Annotated in this window: 17 protein-coding genes and 1 pseudogene; 7 read left to right on the top strand and 11 right to left on the bottom strand. The window is 66.5% G+C overall.

The window, feature by feature from the left end; genetic code table 11:
* Nucleotides 1-6: 6 nt before the first annotated feature.
* The 5 genes from ACT6QK_RS02650 to ACT6QK_RS02630 form a co-directional block, all read right to left on the bottom strand.
* A complete protein-coding gene (locus ACT6QK_RS02650) occupies nucleotides 7-1,023 on the bottom strand; it encodes a beta-eliminating lyase-related protein (RefSeq protein WP_444596262.1) in 1,017 nt (338 codons plus the stop codon).
* A gap of 3 nt (nucleotides 1,024-1,026) precedes the next feature.
* Nucleotides 1,027-2,010 carry a mechanosensitive ion channel family protein gene (locus ACT6QK_RS02645; RefSeq protein ID WP_444596261.1) on the bottom strand — a complete coding sequence of 328 codons (984 nt, stop codon included), beginning with the start codon at nucleotides 2,008-2,010 and terminating at the stop codon, nucleotides 1,027-1,029.
* A 47-nt stretch (nucleotides 2,011-2,057) separates the two neighbouring features.
* Entirely contained in the window at nucleotides 2,058-3,776 is a 1,719-nt protein-coding gene (locus ACT6QK_RS02640; protein WP_444596260.1) for a cisplatin damage response ATP-dependent DNA ligase, read from the bottom strand.
* Between the two features lie 91 nt (nucleotides 3,777-3,867).
* The gene (locus tag ACT6QK_RS02635; protein ID WP_444596259.1) at nucleotides 3,868-5,682 is read right to left on the bottom strand and encodes an ATP-binding protein; all 1,815 of its coding nucleotides are present in this window, start codon (nucleotides 5,680-5,682) and stop codon (nucleotides 3,868-3,870) included.
* A gap of 74 nt (nucleotides 5,683-5,756) precedes the next feature.
* On the bottom strand, nucleotides 5,757-6,062 hold the full coding sequence (locus ACT6QK_RS02630) for a BolA family protein (RefSeq protein ID WP_444596258.1): 306 nt from the start codon (nucleotides 6,060-6,062) through the stop codon (nucleotides 5,757-5,759).
* Nucleotides 6,063-6,108: 46 nt separating this feature from the next.
* Between ACT6QK_RS02630 and ACT6QK_RS02625 the strand changes: the two genes are divergently transcribed.
* The 4 genes from ACT6QK_RS02625 (at nucleotide 6,109) to ACT6QK_RS02610 (ending at nucleotide 9,151) form a co-directional block, all read left to right on the top strand.
* Nucleotides 6,109-6,783, top strand: coding sequence for a J domain-containing protein (locus ACT6QK_RS02625; protein ID WP_444596257.1), 675 nt, complete (start codon nucleotides 6,109-6,111; stop codon nucleotides 6,781-6,783).
* A gap of 57 nt (nucleotides 6,784-6,840) precedes the next feature.
* Nucleotides 6,841-7,266, top strand: a complete 426-nt coding sequence (locus ACT6QK_RS02620) for an organic hydroperoxide resistance protein (protein WP_444596256.1) — start codon at nucleotides 6,841-6,843, stop codon at nucleotides 7,264-7,266.
* A gap of 71 nt (nucleotides 7,267-7,337) precedes the next feature.
* Nucleotides 7,338-8,342 (top strand): cobaltochelatase subunit CobS, encoded by a 1,005-nt coding sequence (cobS, locus tag ACT6QK_RS02615; protein WP_444596255.1) that lies wholly within the window; start codon nucleotides 7,338-7,340, stop codon nucleotides 8,340-8,342.
* 80 nt (nucleotides 8,343-8,422) lie between these two features.
* On the top strand, nucleotides 8,423-9,151 hold the full coding sequence (locus ACT6QK_RS02610; RefSeq protein WP_444596254.1) for a hypothetical protein: 729 nt from the start codon (nucleotides 8,423-8,425) through the stop codon (nucleotides 9,149-9,151).
* A 53-nt stretch (nucleotides 9,152-9,204) separates the two neighbouring features.
* On the opposite strand, the pseudogene ACT6QK_RS02605 reads toward ACT6QK_RS02610, so the two are convergent.
* Both ACT6QK_RS02605 and ACT6QK_RS02600 read right to left on the bottom strand, forming a co-directional pair.
* Nucleotides 9,205-9,513, bottom strand: a pseudogene (locus tag ACT6QK_RS02605) (DUF2239 family protein); the annotation flags it as partial.
* 207 nt (nucleotides 9,514-9,720) lie between these two features.
* The gene (locus ACT6QK_RS02600; RefSeq protein WP_444596253.1) at nucleotides 9,721-10,077 is read right to left on the bottom strand and encodes a phage holin family protein; all 357 of its coding nucleotides are present in this window, start codon (nucleotides 10,075-10,077) and stop codon (nucleotides 9,721-9,723) included.
* A 163-nt stretch (nucleotides 10,078-10,240) separates the two neighbouring features.
* Between ACT6QK_RS02600 and ACT6QK_RS02595 the strand changes: the two genes are divergently transcribed.
* A complete protein-coding gene (locus ACT6QK_RS02595; RefSeq protein ID WP_444596252.1) occupies nucleotides 10,241-10,549 on the top strand; it encodes a CsbD family protein in 309 nt (102 codons plus the stop codon).
* Between the two features lie 17 nt (nucleotides 10,550-10,566).
* Here ACT6QK_RS02595 and ACT6QK_RS02590 read toward each other — a convergent pair whose 3' ends face one another.
* From ACT6QK_RS02590 to clpS, 3 genes are all read right to left on the bottom strand, one after another.
* On the bottom strand, nucleotides 10,567-11,295 hold the full coding sequence (locus ACT6QK_RS02590; protein WP_444596251.1) for a hypothetical protein: 729 nt from the start codon (nucleotides 11,293-11,295) through the stop codon (nucleotides 10,567-10,569).
* A 126-nt stretch (nucleotides 11,296-11,421) separates the two neighbouring features.
* Complete coding sequence (gene clpA / locus ACT6QK_RS02585; protein WP_444596250.1) at nucleotides 11,422-13,740, bottom strand: ATP-dependent Clp protease ATP-binding subunit ClpA; 2,319 nt, start codon at nucleotides 13,738-13,740, stop codon at nucleotides 11,422-11,424.
* A gap of 13 nt (nucleotides 13,741-13,753) precedes the next feature.
* Nucleotides 13,754-14,083, bottom strand: coding sequence for an ATP-dependent Clp protease adapter ClpS (clpS, locus tag ACT6QK_RS02580; RefSeq protein WP_444591728.1), 330 nt, complete (start codon nucleotides 14,081-14,083; stop codon nucleotides 13,754-13,756).
* A gap of 169 nt (nucleotides 14,084-14,252) precedes the next feature.
* Between clpS and ACT6QK_RS02575 the strand changes: the two genes are divergently transcribed.
* Nucleotides 14,253-14,618, top strand: a complete 366-nt coding sequence (locus ACT6QK_RS02575) for a hypothetical protein (protein ID WP_444591729.1) — start codon at nucleotides 14,253-14,255, stop codon at nucleotides 14,616-14,618.
* Between the two features lie 69 nt (nucleotides 14,619-14,687).
* Here ACT6QK_RS02575 and ACT6QK_RS02570 read toward each other — a convergent pair whose 3' ends face one another.
* The gene (locus tag ACT6QK_RS02570; RefSeq protein WP_444596249.1) at nucleotides 14,688-15,158 is read right to left on the bottom strand and encodes a phasin family protein; all 471 of its coding nucleotides are present in this window, start codon (nucleotides 15,156-15,158) and stop codon (nucleotides 14,688-14,690) included.
* Nucleotides 15,159-15,477: 319 nt separating this feature from the next.
* Here ACT6QK_RS02570 and ACT6QK_RS02565 point away from each other — a divergent pair.
* The coding region (locus tag ACT6QK_RS02565) for a D-alanyl-D-alanine carboxypeptidase family protein (RefSeq protein WP_444596248.1) at nucleotides 15,478-16,657 on the top strand (1,180 nt) is incomplete at its 3' end.

The raw sequence follows: 16,657 nt of genomic DNA, 5'->3' as shown, positions 1-16,657 counted from the left end.
GCGGGATCACTCCAGCCCGCAGATCACGGCCACCAGTTCATCCACGGCCTCGACCTGCGTCGCCCAGGAACAGACGAACCGCACCGAGCCGTCATCGAAGCGATAACAGGCCCACCCCAGGTCATTCAGCCGCCGGTGCGCCGCCTCGGGCATGCGGACGAACACCGCATTGGCCTCGACCGGATGCGCCAGAACGAAGCGCGAGCCGACGGCGATGCCTGCGGCCAGTCGCTGGGCCATCAGATTCGCGTGGGCGCCGCCCGCCTCCCAGTCCCCGCTCTCCATCAGACCGAGGAAGGGCGCGGCCAGAAACCGGCTCTTGGACGCCGTCTGCCCGGCCTGTTTCAACCGGTTGTCCAGCCGCCGCGCCAGGGATCTGTCGAACAGGACCAGCGCCTCGCTGGCGGCTAGACCGGACTTGGCTCCGCCGAACACAAGGACGTCAACGCCCAGGCGTGGAATGTCCTTCAGGTCGAAACCCGCCGCCGCCGCATTGGCAAGTCGCGCCCCGTCCAGATGGACGCCGAACCCCCGCGCCTTCACCGGCTCGATCAAGTGACGTAGGTCCTCGGACGAATAGACCGCGCCGTATTCCGTCGCCTGGGTCAGGGACAGGGCTGCGGGCGGCTGGCGATGGCCGACCTCCGGCTCCTCGAGGATCGCCTTCAATCCGACCGGATCAATCTTGCCGGACTCGCCCGGCAGACCGATCAGGCCCACGCCGTGCCCGAAAAACCCCGGCGCCCCGGTCTCGTCCGTACAGACATGGGCCGCCTGATGGGCCAGCACCGCCTCATAGGGCTGGGCTAGCATCGCCAGGGCGATGGCGTTCGCGGCGGTCCCGGAAAAAACGAACCGCACTTCTGCGTCAGCATCCAGCCGCGCGCGGATCGCATCCGCCGCGCGCGCCGTGACGTCGTCCGCGCCATAGGCCCGAGCGAAGTCGGCGTTGGCGGCGTTCAGTGCGGCCAGGGCCGAGGGGGCTATCCCCGCCGTATTGTCTGAGGCGAAATCGTAGCGCACGGCTCAGCCCTTTCCGCGCGGCTTGGTCCGCGAGGGATCGTCGGCGTCCCGAGTGACTGCGGTGTGGCCATCCGCCGTTCGCACCGTGACGACGGGCAGCACGTCCTCGTCGCCATAAGGCACCGCCACCTGATGCGGGAACGGGATTTCGATACCGGCCTCGTCCAGCGCTTCCTTGCCCGCCTGCATCAGATCCGCCTGCGTCTGCCACCAGTCGCCGGGCACGACCCAGGCGTGCAGGGTCACCTGCACCGCGCTGTCCAGCAGTCCGGTCACACCCGACCACGGCGCGGGATCGGTCAGCACCTTGTCATGGAGGGTCGCGATCGCCAGCAGCACCTTGCGCGCGTCCGACAGGTTCTCGCCGTACCCGACCGTGAAGTGGATCTCCACGCGACGGGTTTTCTGGCCCGAGAGGTTGGTGATGATGTCGCCCAGAACCTTTGAGTTGGGCACGACGATCTTGTGATTGTTGGCGTTCGACATCTGGGTGGTGAACAGGTCCAGCCGCTGGACCGAGCCGGTCGCGCCCCCGATATCGACGACGTCCCCGACGCGGTACGGCCTCAGCACCAGAAGCATTACCCCGGCGGCCACATTCGAAAGAGTGCCCTGCAGGGCCAGCCCGACCGCCAGGGAGGCGGCGCCCAGAACGGCGATGATCGAGGTCGTCTGAACCCCCAGCCGCTGGAGCACTGCGATCAGGCCGATGATGATGATGACCACCCGCACCACCTGGGCAGCGAAGGTCGTCACCGTCGAGTCGTGGCGGAAGGCCCGCGTCCGCCCCAGGGCCCGGCGCGTGACGCCCGCCCCCCATTTGGCCACGAACAGGGTGGCGGCGAAGATCAGGATGGCGACGGTCAGATTGACCGCAAAGGCGCCGCCCACGTCGATCAGCTTGGCCAGCACGGCCTCGTCGATCTTCAGGGTCTGGCGGCCGGCGGCCACGGCTTCGGAAAGTTGGTCGGGAACGAGGGTGGTCATCGGGCGGGGTCTAACGCCTCACCGGGGGAATGGAACCCGAGCACGCCTCAATTTTCCTTGTTTTTCGGTTTCGGCACGCGTCCGCCACCGCCCTCGAGGGCGTCGAGCAGGTCCATCACCTCGTCCGTCGTCGCGGCCTCCCGCGCGGGCTTGTCCCAGCGGATGCGGCTGATGCGCGGGAACCGCATCGCCACCCCCGACTTGTGCCGCGGCGAGCGCTGCAGTCCCTCGAACGCGATCTCCAGCACCAGGCCGAAATCCCGCTCGGCCCGCACCGAGCGCACCGGGCCGAACCGCTCGACCGTGTGATCGCGGACGAACTTGTCCAGCTGCTTCAGCTCTTCATCGGTGAAGCCGAAGTAGGCCTTGCCCACGGGCGTCAACGCCCCGTCGGCCGTCCAGACGCCGAACGTATAGTCGGAGTAGAAGCCGGACCGTTTCCCGTGGCCGCGCTGGGCGTACATCAGGACGCAATCCAGAACATGGGGATCGCGCTTCCATTTGAACCACGGCCCCTTGGGCCGCCCGGCGACATAGGGACTGTCCCAGCGCTTGAGCATCAGCCCCTCGGCCGCCGCGCCCACCGGCGGATCGGCCCGCAGGACGCCGAGGGCGTCCCAGCTGTCGAAATCCACGACCGGAGAAAGATGCAGTCGCTCGCCTGCATGGCCCGCCACGACCGCCTCAAGCCGCGCCCGGCGCTCCCGCAACGGCAGACCGCGCAAATCCTCCCCGGCCTCAGCCAGCAGGTCATAGGCGTAGAGCGCCGCCGGATAGGCCGCCGTCAACTTCGCATCCACGGTCTTGCGGTTCAGCCGCTGCTGCAGATCGCCGAACGGCGCCACATGCGGCGTGCCCTGGTCATCGGCGCGCACCACCAGCAGCTCGCCGTCGATAGCGCCCTCGAACGTCAGGCCCTGCATCAGGTCGGAAAAGGCGGCCGTGATCTCGTCGCCGTGCCGGGAATAGAGCCGCGCCACGCCGTTCTCTCGCACCGCCTGCACCCGGATGCCGTCCCACTTCCACTCTGCCGCATAGTCGGCCGGGTCGAGCCGATCGAAATCCACCGCCTCGTCGATCGCCACCGCCAGCATGACGGGGCGGAACCGCCCCGGCGCCTCGGTGTCCGGCCGCTCTCCCCTGCCCTCGACCCAGGCGAACAGCTCCGCATAGGGCGGCTCGACCGCGTGCCAGACCTCCACGATGTCGGCCGCTGTGAGAGGCTCCAGCGCCGTCGTCGTCTCCTCGCCTGCCGGCTCCGGCGGCGCGGTGACGGATACGGGCCGCATCATGGCCACGGCCGTGCGCGCCAGTTGGGCCGACAGACCGATCCGCAGGGCTCCCGTCACCAGTTTCAGCAGGGCCCAGCGTCCCTTGGGCGCCAAGGCGTCCAGCCAAGCTTCGATCAGGGCCTGCACCTCGCCGCGCTTCGCCTGGGTCAGGGCGTCGACCACCTCGCCGAGGTCCGGTTCGCGATTGGGTCGTCGTTCGGGATTCGTCGGCCAGGCCAGGGCGACCGTTTCGGCCAGATCCCCGACGTAGTCGTAGGACCAGCCGAACAGCACGGGGTCCATCCGCCCCTCGATGGCGCGGCGGATCAGGGCGGGTTTGGCCGCGTCGAAGCTCAGTTCCCCGGTGAGGGCGGCCAGAGCCCATCCGCGATCCGGATCAGGCGTGGCGCGCAGATAATCCCTCAGGATCACCAGCTTGGCGTTGCGTGACCGCGTCAGCGACAGACGGTCCAGCAGTTCGGCGAAGGCGCGCATTCCATCCAGCCCGACGTGACGCGATCCGTCACCGGTTGGCTAACGGACGAGACAGCACAGGTTTCCCCGGCCGGCGCGCTTTGCGCAAGCGTCAGGCCGCTTCGGCCTCGACCCCTGCGTCTTCCAGAGTGGTGCGCATCGCAGCCCGGCCGCCCGGCGCCAGAACCATCAGTTCGGCCAAATCGGCGAAGTTGATCGGCTTGGTCAGATAGGCGTCCGCTCCGGCCGCAAGTCCCGCCCGGCAATCCTCGGCGCGGGCGGAGGCCGACAGGACGGCGATGGGGGTATCGGCATTGGCGCCCGCATCCCGGATCAGACGCGTCGCGGTCAGGCCGTCCATCACCGGCATGTTCACGTCCATCACGATCATGTCGAACCGCTGATCGGCACAAAGCTCCACGGCGATCTGGCCGTTCTCCGCCGCCACCGTGCGATGTCCAGCGGAGTTCAACCAGGCTTCCAGGATCATGCGATTGACCGGGTGATCCTCGACGATCAGCACGTCCATGCTGCGGGCTTCGCTCGTCAGCTCGACCGACTCGACCGCCGCGCCGGACGCCGTCCACTCCACGACCTCGGCCTCGACAGTGAAGGTGAAGGTCGAACCCTTGCCGGGCGTCGAGGCGACCTTGATGTCGCCGTGCATGATGTGCGCCATGCGCCGGGCGATGGTCAGGCCCAGGCCCGTGCCGCCGAACCGGCGCGTCGAGGAGGCGTCCAGCTGGGTGAACGGCTGGAACAGCCGCCCGATATCCTCTTCGGAAATGCCGGGGCCGCTGTCGGCGACGATGAAGTTGAACCGCACCCGCCGATCCGACAGGCGGATGCTGTTCACCTCATAGTCGATGGCCCCGCTGTCGGTGAACTTCACCGCGTTGGACAGGAGGTTCTGCAGAATTTGTCCGACCCGCAGGGGATCCCCGCGCACCACGGCCGGCGTCTCGCCGCTGAAACGGCAACGCAGATCGACGCCCTTGGCCTCGGCCAGGGCGACGAACGGCGAGCTGACCCGCTGATGAAGGTCGTCCAGGGCGATATCGACCGTCTCGAACCGCATCCGCCCCGCCTCGATCTTGGTCATGTCGAGGATGTCGTTGAGCAGCGACAGCAGGCTGTCGCCGGAGTTGCGAATGATCGACAGGTATTCGCGCTGGGTCTGGTCCAGCCCCGTCGAGCCCAGCAATTGGGCCGCGCCCAGCACGCCGTTCATCGGGGTGCGGAGCTCGTGCGACACCACGCCCAGGAAGCTCGACTTGGCCTCGCTGGCGGCGTTGGCCTTGTCGCGGGCGGTCTCCAACTCCTCGATCAGGCGGGCCTGATCGGCCTGGAAGGCGCGGATCCGCTCCTCGCGCAGCATGTTCATCGTCACCATGACGAACAGGCCCGCAGCCGTGAACGGCAGGACGGCCAGGAGCGACCAGAAGAGGGGCGACCCCCAGAGACTGGCGGCGATCACGGCGGCGACCGCGCCATAGGGAGAGGAGATGACCAGGGCCTGGCGCGGCGAGCCGCGCAGCTGGGCGAAGACCAGCACATAGCCCGAAATCAGAAGCGCGACGGCCAGGGCCCCGCCGAAGGCGTTGCCGTTGAACCAGGCCATCAGGGGCGCAGCCGCCCAGGCGGCGGTCGTGACGGTGGCTACGGCGGGAAACAGCAGCCCCCAGCGGGCGCCGACCTTTCCGGACATGGATTTTTCGAACCAACTGCGGACGGCGCCCGCAGCCAGGGTGACGAGGAACCAGACGAGAGCGGACCGCCAGCCGACGACGCCCAGCAGGCCCACGGCCCAGCTGGCGATGATCATATAGCGCAGGTACTGGGTTTGCAGCATCGCCGCGAGCGCCTGTGCGGCGTCTCCGGCGTTGAGCGACTCCAGCCCCTTGCCCATTCCGTCGGATCCCACCATCCGCAATTCCGGTCTACTATTGGCCCCGGAAAAGACGGTAGTTTGAATGCCCTAAGACGACATGAACGCCGCGATCAGGCGCGGGACGCCGCCTCTGCGGGTGTCAGGGCACGGATTGAAAGGGCGTGGACGGGCCCGGCCAGTTCGTCCGCCAGTAGCGTATTGACCGCCCGCTGGCGCGCCACACGGCTCAACTCCTCGAACGCCGCCGAGACGATGGTCAGGTTGAAGTGGCTCTCGCCGCCCGGCCTGGCGTCCATGCCGCCCTCATGGTGATGACCGGCGTGACGCCAGCTGTCGTCCTCCAGCTCCAGCGCCACCGGCGACAGGGCCGATGTCAGTTTTTCCCGGATAATCGTCGCAATCGGGCCGTCCGACATCGATGCTTCCTTGATGAGGTCCAAATCGACCCTACACTTGGGGTCGATGGCTGCCGAGTTCCAATACAAACCCCGTTTCAAGGACATGCGGATCAAACCGCCCCGCCCCGAAGAGGAGGCGGCGGAGGCTGACGTCCTGCGCCTGAAGCCCGGCGAGAAGCCGTGTCAGTGGCCCGACTGCCGCCAGGCGGCCACCGCCAAGGCGCCCAAATCGCGCGAGCGGCTCAATGACTTCTACGAATTCTGCCAGCGGCATGCTGGCGAATACAACAAGGGCTGGAACTTCTACGCCGGGATGAGCGAGGGCCAGATCCGCGCCGCCCAGGAGAACGAGGCCATGACCGGCGGTCGCCCGACCTGGGAGATGAAGGCCGGCAAGATGTCGCGTGAAGCCGCCGCCTTCGCCGCCAAGATGGGCACGGCCAATACCCAGGGCGCCGGCAGCTGGCGCGACAGTTTCGGTCTGTTCGGTCGCCGCACCCAGGAACAGGCCGGCCCCAACGGCGAGGCCGAACTGCGTATCGGCAAGCTGGAGCGGACGGCTCTGGCTGACCTCGATCTCGACCTCCGCACCGACAAGGCGGCGGTCAAGGCGCGCTATCACGAGCTGCTGAAGCGCTTCCACCCCGACCTGAACCAGGGCGACCGCGGCGCCGAAGCCAAGCTCCAGCGCGTCATCAAGGCCTACAAGACGCTCAAGAAGGCCGGACTGGCGGCCTGACCTCTGGCGGACCGGCCGCGAACGCATACCTTCAGGCTCCCAATCAAGGAGCCCACCATGGAAGTTCTCTACACCGCCCACGCCACCGCATCGGGCGGCGGTCGTGACGGCCGCTCGGCCACCGACGACGGCAAGATCGACGTCAGCCTGTCCGTTCCCAAGGCCATGGGCGGCGACGACGGCCCGGGCACCAACCCGGAGCAGCTGTTCGCCACCGGTTATGCGGCCTGCTACCTCGGCGCCCTGCGTCTGGTTTCGCGCAACGAGGGCAAGCCGGTCGGCCCCGACACGAAGGTCACCGCCGGCGTCGGCTTCGGCAAGAACACGCGCGGCGAGGGCTTCAACCTCGACGTCTCCCTGACCGTCAGCGATCACGGCCTGGACCAGGCGACCATCGACGACCTGATCCAGAAGGCCCATCAGGTCTGCCCCTATTCCAACGCCACGCGCGGCAATGTGGACGTGGCCCTGAAGGCCGTCTGACTCCGCTCATCCCGGCGAAAGCCGGGGTGAGCGGGGTTTATGTGTCCACGAACGTGCGCTAATCGCACCTCATGACCTCCCCTCTCGACGCCGCCCCCGATCCGCTCCTGACGTTCGAACCGCACCGCAAGGCAAGCGTGCGCGAGCTTTTCGGCGTCGATAGCGACATGCAGGTCCCGGTCTTCGAGCCGGGCGACAGCCATGTGCCGGAAGTCGACCCCGCCTACCGCTTCGATCCCCAAACGACCCTGGCCATCTGCGCCGGCTTCGCCCACGACCGCCGCGTCATGGTCCAGGGCTATCACGGCACCGGAAAGTCGACCCATATCGAACAGGTCGCCGCCCGCCTGAACTGGCCGCTGGTCCGGGTGAACCTGGACAGCCACGTCAGCCGTATCGACCTGGTCGGCAAGGACGCCATCGTCCTGAAGGACGGCAAGCAGATCACCGAGTTCCGCGAGGGCATGCTGCCCTGGGCCCTGCAACGTCCGATCGCCTTGGTGTTCGACGAATACGACGCCGGCCGCCCTGACGTGATGTTCGTCATCCAGCGCGTGCTGGAGGCCCAGGGCCGCCTGACCCTGCTGGACCAGAACCGCGTCATCCGTCCCAACAAGCATTTCCGCCTGTTCGCCACGACCAACACCATCGGTCTGGGCGACACCTCGGGCCTGTATCACGGCACCCAGCAGATCAATCAGGGCCAGATGGACCGTTGGTCGATCGTGACCACCCTCAACTACCTCGACCACGACGTGGAGGCCGAGATCGTCGCCGCCAAGGTTCCCGAATGGTCGGACGCCGAGGGCAAGCGCAAGATCGCCGCCATGGTCCGCGTCGCCGACATGACCCGCAACGCCTTCATGAACGGCGACATCTCCACCGTCATGTCGCCCCGCACCGTCATCACCTGGGCCCAGAACGCCCAGATCTTCAACGGCGACCTCGGCCTCAGCTTCCGCCTGACCTTCCTCAACAAATGCGACGAACTGGAACGCCCGACCATCGCGGAGTTCTACCAGCGGGCGTTCGGGGAGGACCTGCCGGAAGCGGCGACGCGGGTGAAGGTGGGGTAATGACTGACGGAGATTTCTTTAGCCGAAATTACCTTCGGCCAACCGAGAACCTCCGCGACTCTCCCCGGTTTAGACGGCGTTTGCAGGGCTACTTCTTCGACCGTGTCGCCCAGACACATGGCCACGACATCTCTAAACTGATCTTGCGCGAACTGGGCGTGCAGGTGCCCTTCGGCAGCGTCAGCTACGACTGGGTAGGCTTCTTTGACAAAGCTGAGCTGAGAGATATTCTCGGCCTCATTACTGTAACATATCAAGTTCTATTAAAGAACAATTCATCAAAAGCTTCCGCCTGGCTAGAATTCTGCGCGCGCGCACTCCATGAAGAGGCATTGAGTTATCGGATCGACGATAAGGGCGGGGTTCACTACCTCGTCGATGCCGAGTTTGGGCGCTCACTGTCGTCCACTATCGCTGCTTTAGACCACGCAGACTTCGGCCATGCGCGGGACTCTCTTGTTCGATTGAACGCCGCCCTTGATCGCGGACCGGATACACTCAGCGCTGTGCGAGAATGTTGGGACGCCAATGAGAACGTCTTCAAGATATTGTTCGCCGGCAAGCCGCCTCGATTGACTGAGAATGAGCTCAAGCTCCTCGAACCGCTTCTGGTTGATCAATATTCGGCAAATGGCTTGGCTGCCGCGCGGCAGATGAAGGAGTCTTTCGGGAGATGGGTTACGGCAATGCATCAGTATCGTCACGCACCCCACTTGACCGACCCTGCCCCGCCACCATTGGACCTTGCAGTCCTCATGGTTAGCCAAGGATTGGGTTTCTTGAGATGGCTGGCTGCATTCAAGCGATAAAAATGTTGTCGTCGCGGCAGAGCGTTGCGAACACCTGCCTCCTCACCCCCCTCCGGCCACCCCTTCATCGCCGCCTCCAGCGCCGCCTCATCCCCCGCGAACAGCGCCCGCACGGCCTCCTCACAGCCGGGCCTATCCCCCGCCATCGCAGTCATGAAGGCATAGGCGGCGTCGCGGGCCTTGCGCGCGCGGTCGGGACCCTCGGCGTCGCGCAGGGCGGTCTCGACCAGCTTCCTCAGGGCTGTCGACGCCCCGCCGGGTTGACCGGCGAGCCAGTCCCAGTGGCGCGGCAGTAAGGTCACCTGCCGCGCCGTCCCCCCCAGCTTCGGCCGCCCCGGGCCCCGTTTTTCCTTGACCGGCGCCGGCTTCAGCTGCTCCACCGGATACTATCTCTTTCGTCATTCCGGGCGAAGCGTAGCGGAGACGCGGAACAGGGCGGCGCGCGAGAGCGCGAAGCTGTCGCAACCTTGGCGGTTGGCGTGAGGGTCTATCGCCTGCGCTTCGCTTCGGCGCCGCCTTGTTCCGGGTCTGCGGCTCGCGGCGCTCGCCTTCGCCCGGAATGACGAAAGCTACTCCCGCCGCTTCCCGTCGCCGATAAACGCCCCCGCCGCCCAGCTGACCACGCCGGTGATGATCGCCGCCCCGATTCCCGCCCACAGCCCGTCAACGACGAACCCGCCCAGCAGCACAGCCACCAGACCGATAGTCGCGGCGTTCACCACCAGTAGGAACAGGCCCAGGGTCACCACCGTCAGCGGGAAGGTCAGGAACACCAGGATCGGCCGCACCAGGGCGTTCACGATGCCCAGCAGAAACGCCGCCCACAGCAGGGAGCTGGTCGCCGTGAAGGCCACCCCGGGCACGACCTGGGCGGCCAGCCACAACCCGGCGGCGGTGACGAAAAACTGGAGAATGGCGCGCAGCATGGAGACCTCCGTTGGCCCCGAATCTAGGGCGGCGCGGCCCCGCCCGCAATCGCGCCAAAACCGCCGGTCGTTCTTGGAACCTTGGCCGTTGGCGCGCACTATGATGGACAGGCGGCCCTCCCCCTCACCCCACTGTGGCCGCGTCATCGAGACAGGACAAATCATGACCGACCAACGCATCGAAGGCGCCGCATCCACCCTGACCGGCAAGGCCCAGGACACGCTCGGCAAACTGACCGGTGACAGCAAGCTTCAGCTCGACGGCAAGCTGAACGAGGTCAAGGGCAAGGCGCTCGACGCCTATGGCCGCGTCATCGACGGCCTGGACGGCCTCGTCGAGAAGGCCCCGGCCCAGTATCAGGACAAGGCCCGCCAGGGCCTCGACTTCGCCCGCCGCAAGCCCCTGCTCACCACCGGCATCCTCGCCGGCGCCGCCATCCTGCTGTCCAGCTTGGGCAAGCGTCGCGGCTGATGTAACCGGACGCCCGGTCAGTCGTCGCCGCGAGGCGGGCTGGCCGGGCTCTTGTCCTTGGCGTCGATCATGCGCCGCGTCATTGCGATCCGCTGGACCAGATCGCCGCCCTCGCTGTCCGGCGGCGTCACCGGCAGGGCGTCAAGCCGCGCTTTGGCCCCGTCGAAGTCCCCCGACTGACGCTGGACATTGGCCAGGATGACCTGATGCCCCCACCACTCCGCGGGATCTTCGTCCTTCAGTGAGCCGATCGCGGCGTCCATCGCCGGAATCAGTTCGGCGGCATAGCGGCCATACCGATCCGGGTCGTCCCTCACCTGCCAGCTGGCCTTCAGAAGCATCCAAGCGGAGCCCAGCGGCGGGATGTCCTTTTCCAGCCGCGCTGCCACGAAGCCGAACACATAGTATGACGCCTCATCCTTGATCGCCGCGTATTCCGGCGTCATGACCAGCGCCTGGATCGCCGTGACCTCTTCGGGCGTGAAGTCTCGATAGACCGGGAACCTGCTGCCGGGGCATTGCGGCAGGGGCATGGGGAAGGTCCAGGACCCGATCGGCATCCCGTCCAGTTCCATCCCGAAGGTCGAATAGGAGCCTGTGCTGGTCCAGGTGAACTTCTTGCCGTCCACCGGACAGGTCGCCTCGGCCTGATACGGCGTCCCGGCCGCCGCGACGCCCGGCAGGGCCAGTCCGCCCGCCATCATCGCCGCCGCGACCGCCCCTGCGAAGACCCTGAACGAACGCATGCGACCCTCCTTGTGGACCGGGTCAGGCTCGACCGCCTTCGTGGCGCATTCGTGGCCAGACAGGCAGCAAGAAAAAGGCCCGGATCCTGGGATCCGGGCCTTTGTGGTTTCAGCCGGCGGGCCGGATCATTCGACGATCTCGTCCGCCTTCTGGGCCGCCTTGATCGCCGCGCCGCTGGCCTCGGTGATGTCGAAGGCGATCTTGCCGTCCTTCAGCTCCACCTTGACGTGACCGCCCTTGGTCAGGCGACCGAACAGGATGTCGTCGGCCAGCGGCTTCTTGATATTTTCCTGAATGACACGGCCCAGAGGACGCGCGCCGTACAGTTCGTCGAAGCCGTTCTTGGCCAGCCAGTCGGCCGCGTCCTCGGTCAGTTCGATGGTGATGTTCCGGTCCGCCAGCTGGGCTTCCAGCTGCATCACGAACTTGGTCACCACCGAGCGGATCGTGTCGGCGTCCAGCGATTTGAAGCTGACCACGGCGTCCAGACGGTTCCGGAACTCCGGTGCGAACAGGCGCTGGATGGCCTTTTCGTCCTCGCCTTCGACCTTGCCGCGACCGAAGCCGATGGAGGCCCGGGCGTTGTCGGCGGCGCCCGCATTGGTGGTCATGATCAGGACCACGTTGCGGAAATCGACCTTCTTGCCGATGGCGTCGGTCAGCATGCCGTTGTCCATCACCTGCAGCAGGATGTTGTAGACGTCCGGGTGGGCCTTCTCGATCTCGTCCAGCAGGACCACGGCGTGGGGATGCTGGTCGACGGCGTCGGTCAGCAGACCGCCCTGATCGTGGCCGACATAGCCCGGAGGCGCCCCGATCAGACGCGAGACGGTGTGCCGCTCCATGTATTCCGACATGTCGAAGCGCAGCATCTCGATGCCGAGCGTCGAAGCGAGCTGCTTGGCCACCTCGGTCTTGCCCACCCCGGTCGGGCCGGCGAACAAGAAGGAGCCGATCGGCTTGTTCGGATCGCGCAGCCCGGCCCGGGCCAGCTTCATGGCCGAGGCGACCTGTTCGATGGCAGCGTCCTGACCGAAGACGGCCCGGTTCAGGTCGGACTTGAGCTCGCGCAGGCCCTCGACGTCGGACTTGGACACCGACTTCGGCGGGATACGGGCCATCTTGGCGATGACGGCCTCGACCTCCTTCTGGCCGATGACCTTCTTGCGCTTGGATTCCGGCAGCAGCATCTGCGACGCCCCCGCTTCGTCGATCACGTCGATCGCCTTGTCCGGCAGCTTGCGGTCGGTCATGTAGCGGGCCGACAGCTCGACCGCCGAACGGATGGCGGCGTCGGTGTAGCGCAGCTTGTGGTGACCTTCGTAGGCGGTCTTCAGCCCCTTCAGGATCTTCACCGTATCCTCGACCGTCGGCTCGTTGACGTCGATCTTCTGGAAGCGCCGGACCAGGGCCCGGTCCTTCTCGAAGTGCTGGCGATATTCCTTGTAGGTCGTCGACCCCATGCAGCGCAGGCTGCCCGAGGCCAAGGCTGGCTTCAGCAGGTTGGACGCATCCATCGCCCCGCCCGAGGTCGCCCCGGCGCCGATCACCGTGTGGATCTCGTCGATGAACAGGATGGCGTTCTCGTGGTTCTCCAGCTCCTTGACGACCTGCTTCAGCCGCTCCTCGAAGTCGCCGCGATAGCGGGTGCCCGCCAGCAGGGCCCCCATGTCGAGACTGTAGATGGTCGCGCCTTCCAGCACGGCCGGAACCTCGTGCTTGACGATCTTCAGCGCCAGCCCTTCGGCGATGGCGGTCTTGCCGACGCCGGGCTCGCCGACCAGCAGGAGGTTGTTCTTGGTCCGGCGGCACAGAATCTGGATGGCGCGCTCGACCTCGGCCTGACGACCGATCAGGGGGTCGATCTTGCCGTTCTTCGACTTCTCGTTGAGGTCGACGCAATAGGCTTCCAGAGCCTCACCGCCGGTCTTGGCTGCGGCGGCGTCCTCGGCCTCCTCCGGCGACTGGCCGTTGGTGCGGGCCGGACGGGTCTCGCCGGCGCCGGCCTTCTTGGCGATGCCGTGGGCGATGTAGTTGACCGCGTCATACCGGGTCATGTCCTGCTCCGGCAGGAAGTAGGCGGCATGGCTTTCCCGCTCGGAGAAGATGGCGACCAGCACATTCGCGCCGGACACTTCCTCGCGGCCGGACGACTGGACGTGGATCACCGCGCGCTGGATCACGCGCTGGAAGCCGGCGGTCGGCTTGGCGTCCTCGCCGTCGCTGGTGGCCAGGGCGGCCAGGTCGGTGTCGACATAGCTGGTCAGCGCCGTCTTCAGCGCGCCGAGATCGACGTTGCAGGCCTTCATGACGCCGGTGGCGTCCGGGTCGTCGATCAGGGCCAGCAACAGGTGTTCGAGCGTGGCGTACTCGTGCCGACGCTCATTGGCGTAATGGACCGCGCGATGCAGGGTCTCTTCGAGAGGACGGGAAAACGAGGGCATGGGGAGGTTCCTCTCAGTCCTTTTCCATCGTGCATTGGAGGGGGTGTTGGTGACGGCGGGCGGTTTCCACCACCTGGGCGACCTTGGTTTCGGCCACCTCATAGGTGAAGACGCCGCACACGCCGACGCCATGCTGGTGCACATGCAGCATGATACGGGTCGCGGCCTCGCGGTCCTTCTGGAAGAACCGCTCGAGCACATAGACGACGAATTCCATCGGCGTGTAGTCGTCGTTCAGGATCAGCACCCGGTAGAGCGAGGGCTTCTGAAGCTTGGGTTTTGTTTCGGTGATGGTAGCGGAGCCTGAGCCCTGCCCCTGTTCACCCGGCCGACGGATAGGCATTCGGTGTCCGGTATTTCGGGAGAGTCGAAACGCTAGATAGGGAATGATGGCCTGAATTGAAGCGACGGCAAGTCACAGCTTTCGTGACGTGCCGCTGCGGCGCCCCTCCGACACCTGACGTTGCGGCGCGAGCAGGTTGCGCAAGGCCGGAAACGGGCGACTTTAGCCCATGACCGAGTGGAATATGTTCCTTCAGGCCTATGTCCGGGCCGACGACTATGCCGCAGCCCTTCGCGCGGCCGAGCGGTTGATAGAGCTGACGACGCCGCTGGCGAGGACCGCCGACTGCCACGTCTCGCCGTACTACAAGTTCGAGGATCAATACGGGGTCTGGCTGTCGCTGGAGGCCCCCGACAAGCCCTTAGCCTGGCTGGCCCTGCAGACTACACTGGCGACGGGCTGGCATGTCGGCGGCGACGAGACGGACCGCCATGCCGTCTGGGATGTTCGCAGCGACGGCCCCGGCCCGATCCCCGAGGCGCGGTGGCTGAATCTGGAGCTCTATGCGACGGGCGAAACCGGGGCCGCCGATTGACCCGCAAACGAAAGGCCCCCCGGATCGCTCCGGAGGGCCTGACGGTACGCTACTGAAAGGTTCGGTCGCTTAGCGGGCGGCCTGGAACTTCTCGACGGTCGCGGTGACGCGCTCGTTGATCGGCTTGAAGCTGTCCTTCACCGAGGCGGTGAAGACGTCCGTCGCCTTGGTGACTTCAGCCAGGTAAACTTCCATGGCCGACTTGGTGTAGCTGGTTTGCAGCTCGATCAGCTCCTGGACCGAACGGACCTTGGCCATCGACTGGGCGGCGGCGACGCCGGTTTCCCAGCTGGTCTTGCCGTACGACAGGGCCTGGGCCGACAGGGTCTCCGCGCCCTTCTGGGCGGCGGCGGCGGCGGCCACGACGGCGTCGAGGTTCTGCTTGCTTTCGGCGCTCAGGTCCGAGAGCGAGGCGGTGGTGCGGTCCAGACCTTCACGGAAGGCCTGGGCGCCGGCGGCCTGGACTTTTTCAGCCTGGGCGGTGGCGGCGGCGGCGGTCTTTTCGACGGTCTTCTTAACGGCTTCGGCGGTGTCGGCCATGGGATGATCTCCAGAACTCGAATGCGCGGAAAACCCCGCGCCGGATTTTTCTCGTGACGGGCGATTCCGTCTCGACGATGGTCATATGGTGCAAGTGCGAAGAGAGGTCAAGGGATATTGTGCACTGCAACAAATGAACACTGATAAGCTTCATCCGCCCGTCACACAGCCGTTCAAATTCCTGTTGAGACCTCATTAACCACCGCGAAACCCACGGAGGCCATGTTAGGAGCCACTATGCCGGGCCGGGGGGCCGCCACCGGGATCGCGCCCGCCCCCGCCGGGCCGCCCCATAGACTGTGAGGCTATCGCTTTGCCGATGACCGCTCGATTCCGTCGTTTCTTCACCGGCCTGATCGGGGTGATGGTCGTGCTCGGGCTCGCCGCGACGCCGATGTCGGCCCCGGTCGAGGCCCAGTCGTCCGAGAACGCGCGCTACGCCGCCATCGTGGTCGATGCCACGACGGGCGAGACCCTATTCACGCGCTATGCCGACACGACGCGCTATCCGGCGTCCCTGACCAAGATGATGACCCTCTACATGACGTTCGAGGCCCTGTCGGAAGGACGGGTCAGCCTGAACGACGAGATCGTGGTCTCTCCCCTCGCCGCCTCGCAGCCGCCGTCCAAGCTCGGACTGGCCGCCGGTCAGCGCATCAGCCTGGACGACGCCATGCGCGCCACGGCCGTGCGCTCGGCCAACGATATGGCCATGGCCATCGCCGAACACGTCGGCGGATCCCAGGCGCGGTTCGCGGCGATGATGTCGCTCAAGGCCCAGCAGCTGGGCATGACCCGGACCCGCTACGTGAATCCCAATGGCCTGCCCGACAGCCGTCAGGTAACCACGGCCCACGACCTCGCGATTCTGGCCCGCGCCCTGATGCGCGACTATCCTCAGTACTACAGCTATTTCGGCCAGCACGACTGGGCCTACCAAGGACGCGGCTACCGCAACACCAACGGCCTTCTGTCCTCCGGCGCGGGCTATGACGGCATCAAGACCGGCTTCACCAACGCCTCCGGCTACAACCTCGCCGCCTCCGCCGTGCGCGACGGTCGTCGGTTGATCGTGGTGGTTCTGGGCGGCCGGTCCAGCGCCAGCCGCAACGGCCATGTCGCGGACCTGATGAACACCGGCTTCGAACTGGAGAACCGTCGGGCCAGGGGCGAGCCGATCCAGATCGCCCAGGCCTTCTATGAGCAGCGCGGCTTCGGCATCAACACCGGCCCCGTCAACGATGGCGCAATCGCCTACGCCTCCCTCCCGCGGGAAGACGAGGAAGAGACCGGCATGGGCTCGCCCGGCCCGGCCCCGACCGCCGTGGCCTACGCCAGCCTTCCCCCCGCCCCGGCGGCGCGCGTCCCGTCGCCGATCCATGTGGCCGGCGTCGATGTTCCCGCGCCCGCCCCGACGCGCCCGGCGCCCAACCTGACCGCCTCGTTGAATGGGTCCGTCTCCAGCCGCGCCGCCGCGACCCCGCCGCGCGCTGCGACGC

Source organism: Brevundimonas sp., from assembly GCF_052436175.1.
Classification (GTDB): domain Bacteria; phylum Pseudomonadota; class Alphaproteobacteria; order Caulobacterales; family Caulobacteraceae; genus Brevundimonas.
The sequence above is the reverse complement of the archived record's forward strand: the minus strand, read 5'-3'. Positions and strand labels throughout refer to the sequence as shown.

Coding starts and splice junctions, on each gene's coding strand:
- ACT6QK_RS02575 (WP_444591729.1), top strand. CDS start 14,253: ATGACCGAGTGGAATATGTTCCTTCAGGCCTATGTCCGGGCCGACGAC.
- ACT6QK_RS02570 (WP_444596249.1), bottom strand. CDS start 15,158: ATGGCCGACACCGCCGAAGCCGTTAAGAAGACCGTCGAAAAGACCGCC.
- ACT6QK_RS02640 (WP_444596260.1), bottom strand. CDS start 3,776: ATGCGCGCCTTCGCCGAACTGCTGGACCGTCTGTCGCTGACGCGGTCA.
- clpA (WP_444596250.1), bottom strand. CDS start 13,740: ATGCCCTCGTTTTCCCGTCCTCTCGAAGAGACCCTGCATCGCGCGGTC.
- clpS (WP_444591728.1), bottom strand. CDS start 14,083: ATGCCTATCCGTCGGCCGGGTGAACAGGGGCAGGGCTCAGGCTCCGCT.
- ACT6QK_RS02600 (WP_444596253.1), bottom strand. CDS start 10,077: ATGCTGCGCGCCATTCTCCAGTTTTTCGTCACCGCCGCCGGGTTGTGG.
- ACT6QK_RS02590 (WP_444596251.1), bottom strand. CDS start 11,295: ATGCGTTCGTTCAGGGTCTTCGCAGGGGCGGTCGCGGCGGCGATGATG.
- ACT6QK_RS02645 (WP_444596261.1), bottom strand. CDS start 2,010: ATGACCACCCTCGTTCCCGACCAACTTTCCGAAGCCGTGGCCGCCGGC.
- ACT6QK_RS02595 (WP_444596252.1), top strand. CDS start 10,241: ATGACCGACCAACGCATCGAAGGCGCCGCATCCACCCTGACCGGCAAG.
- ACT6QK_RS02630 (WP_444596258.1), bottom strand. CDS start 6,062: ATGTCGGACGGCCCGATTGCGACGATTATCCGGGAAAAACTGACATCG.
- ACT6QK_RS02620 (WP_444596256.1), top strand. CDS start 6,841: ATGGAAGTTCTCTACACCGCCCACGCCACCGCATCGGGCGGCGGTCGT.
- ACT6QK_RS02635 (WP_444596259.1), bottom strand. CDS start 5,682: ATGGTGGGATCCGACGGAATGGGCAAGGGGCTGGAGTCGCTCAACGCC.
- cobS (WP_444596255.1), top strand. CDS start 7,338: ATGACCTCCCCTCTCGACGCCGCCCCCGATCCGCTCCTGACGTTCGAA.
- ACT6QK_RS02625 (WP_444596257.1), top strand. CDS start 6,109: ATGGCTGCCGAGTTCCAATACAAACCCCGTTTCAAGGACATGCGGATC.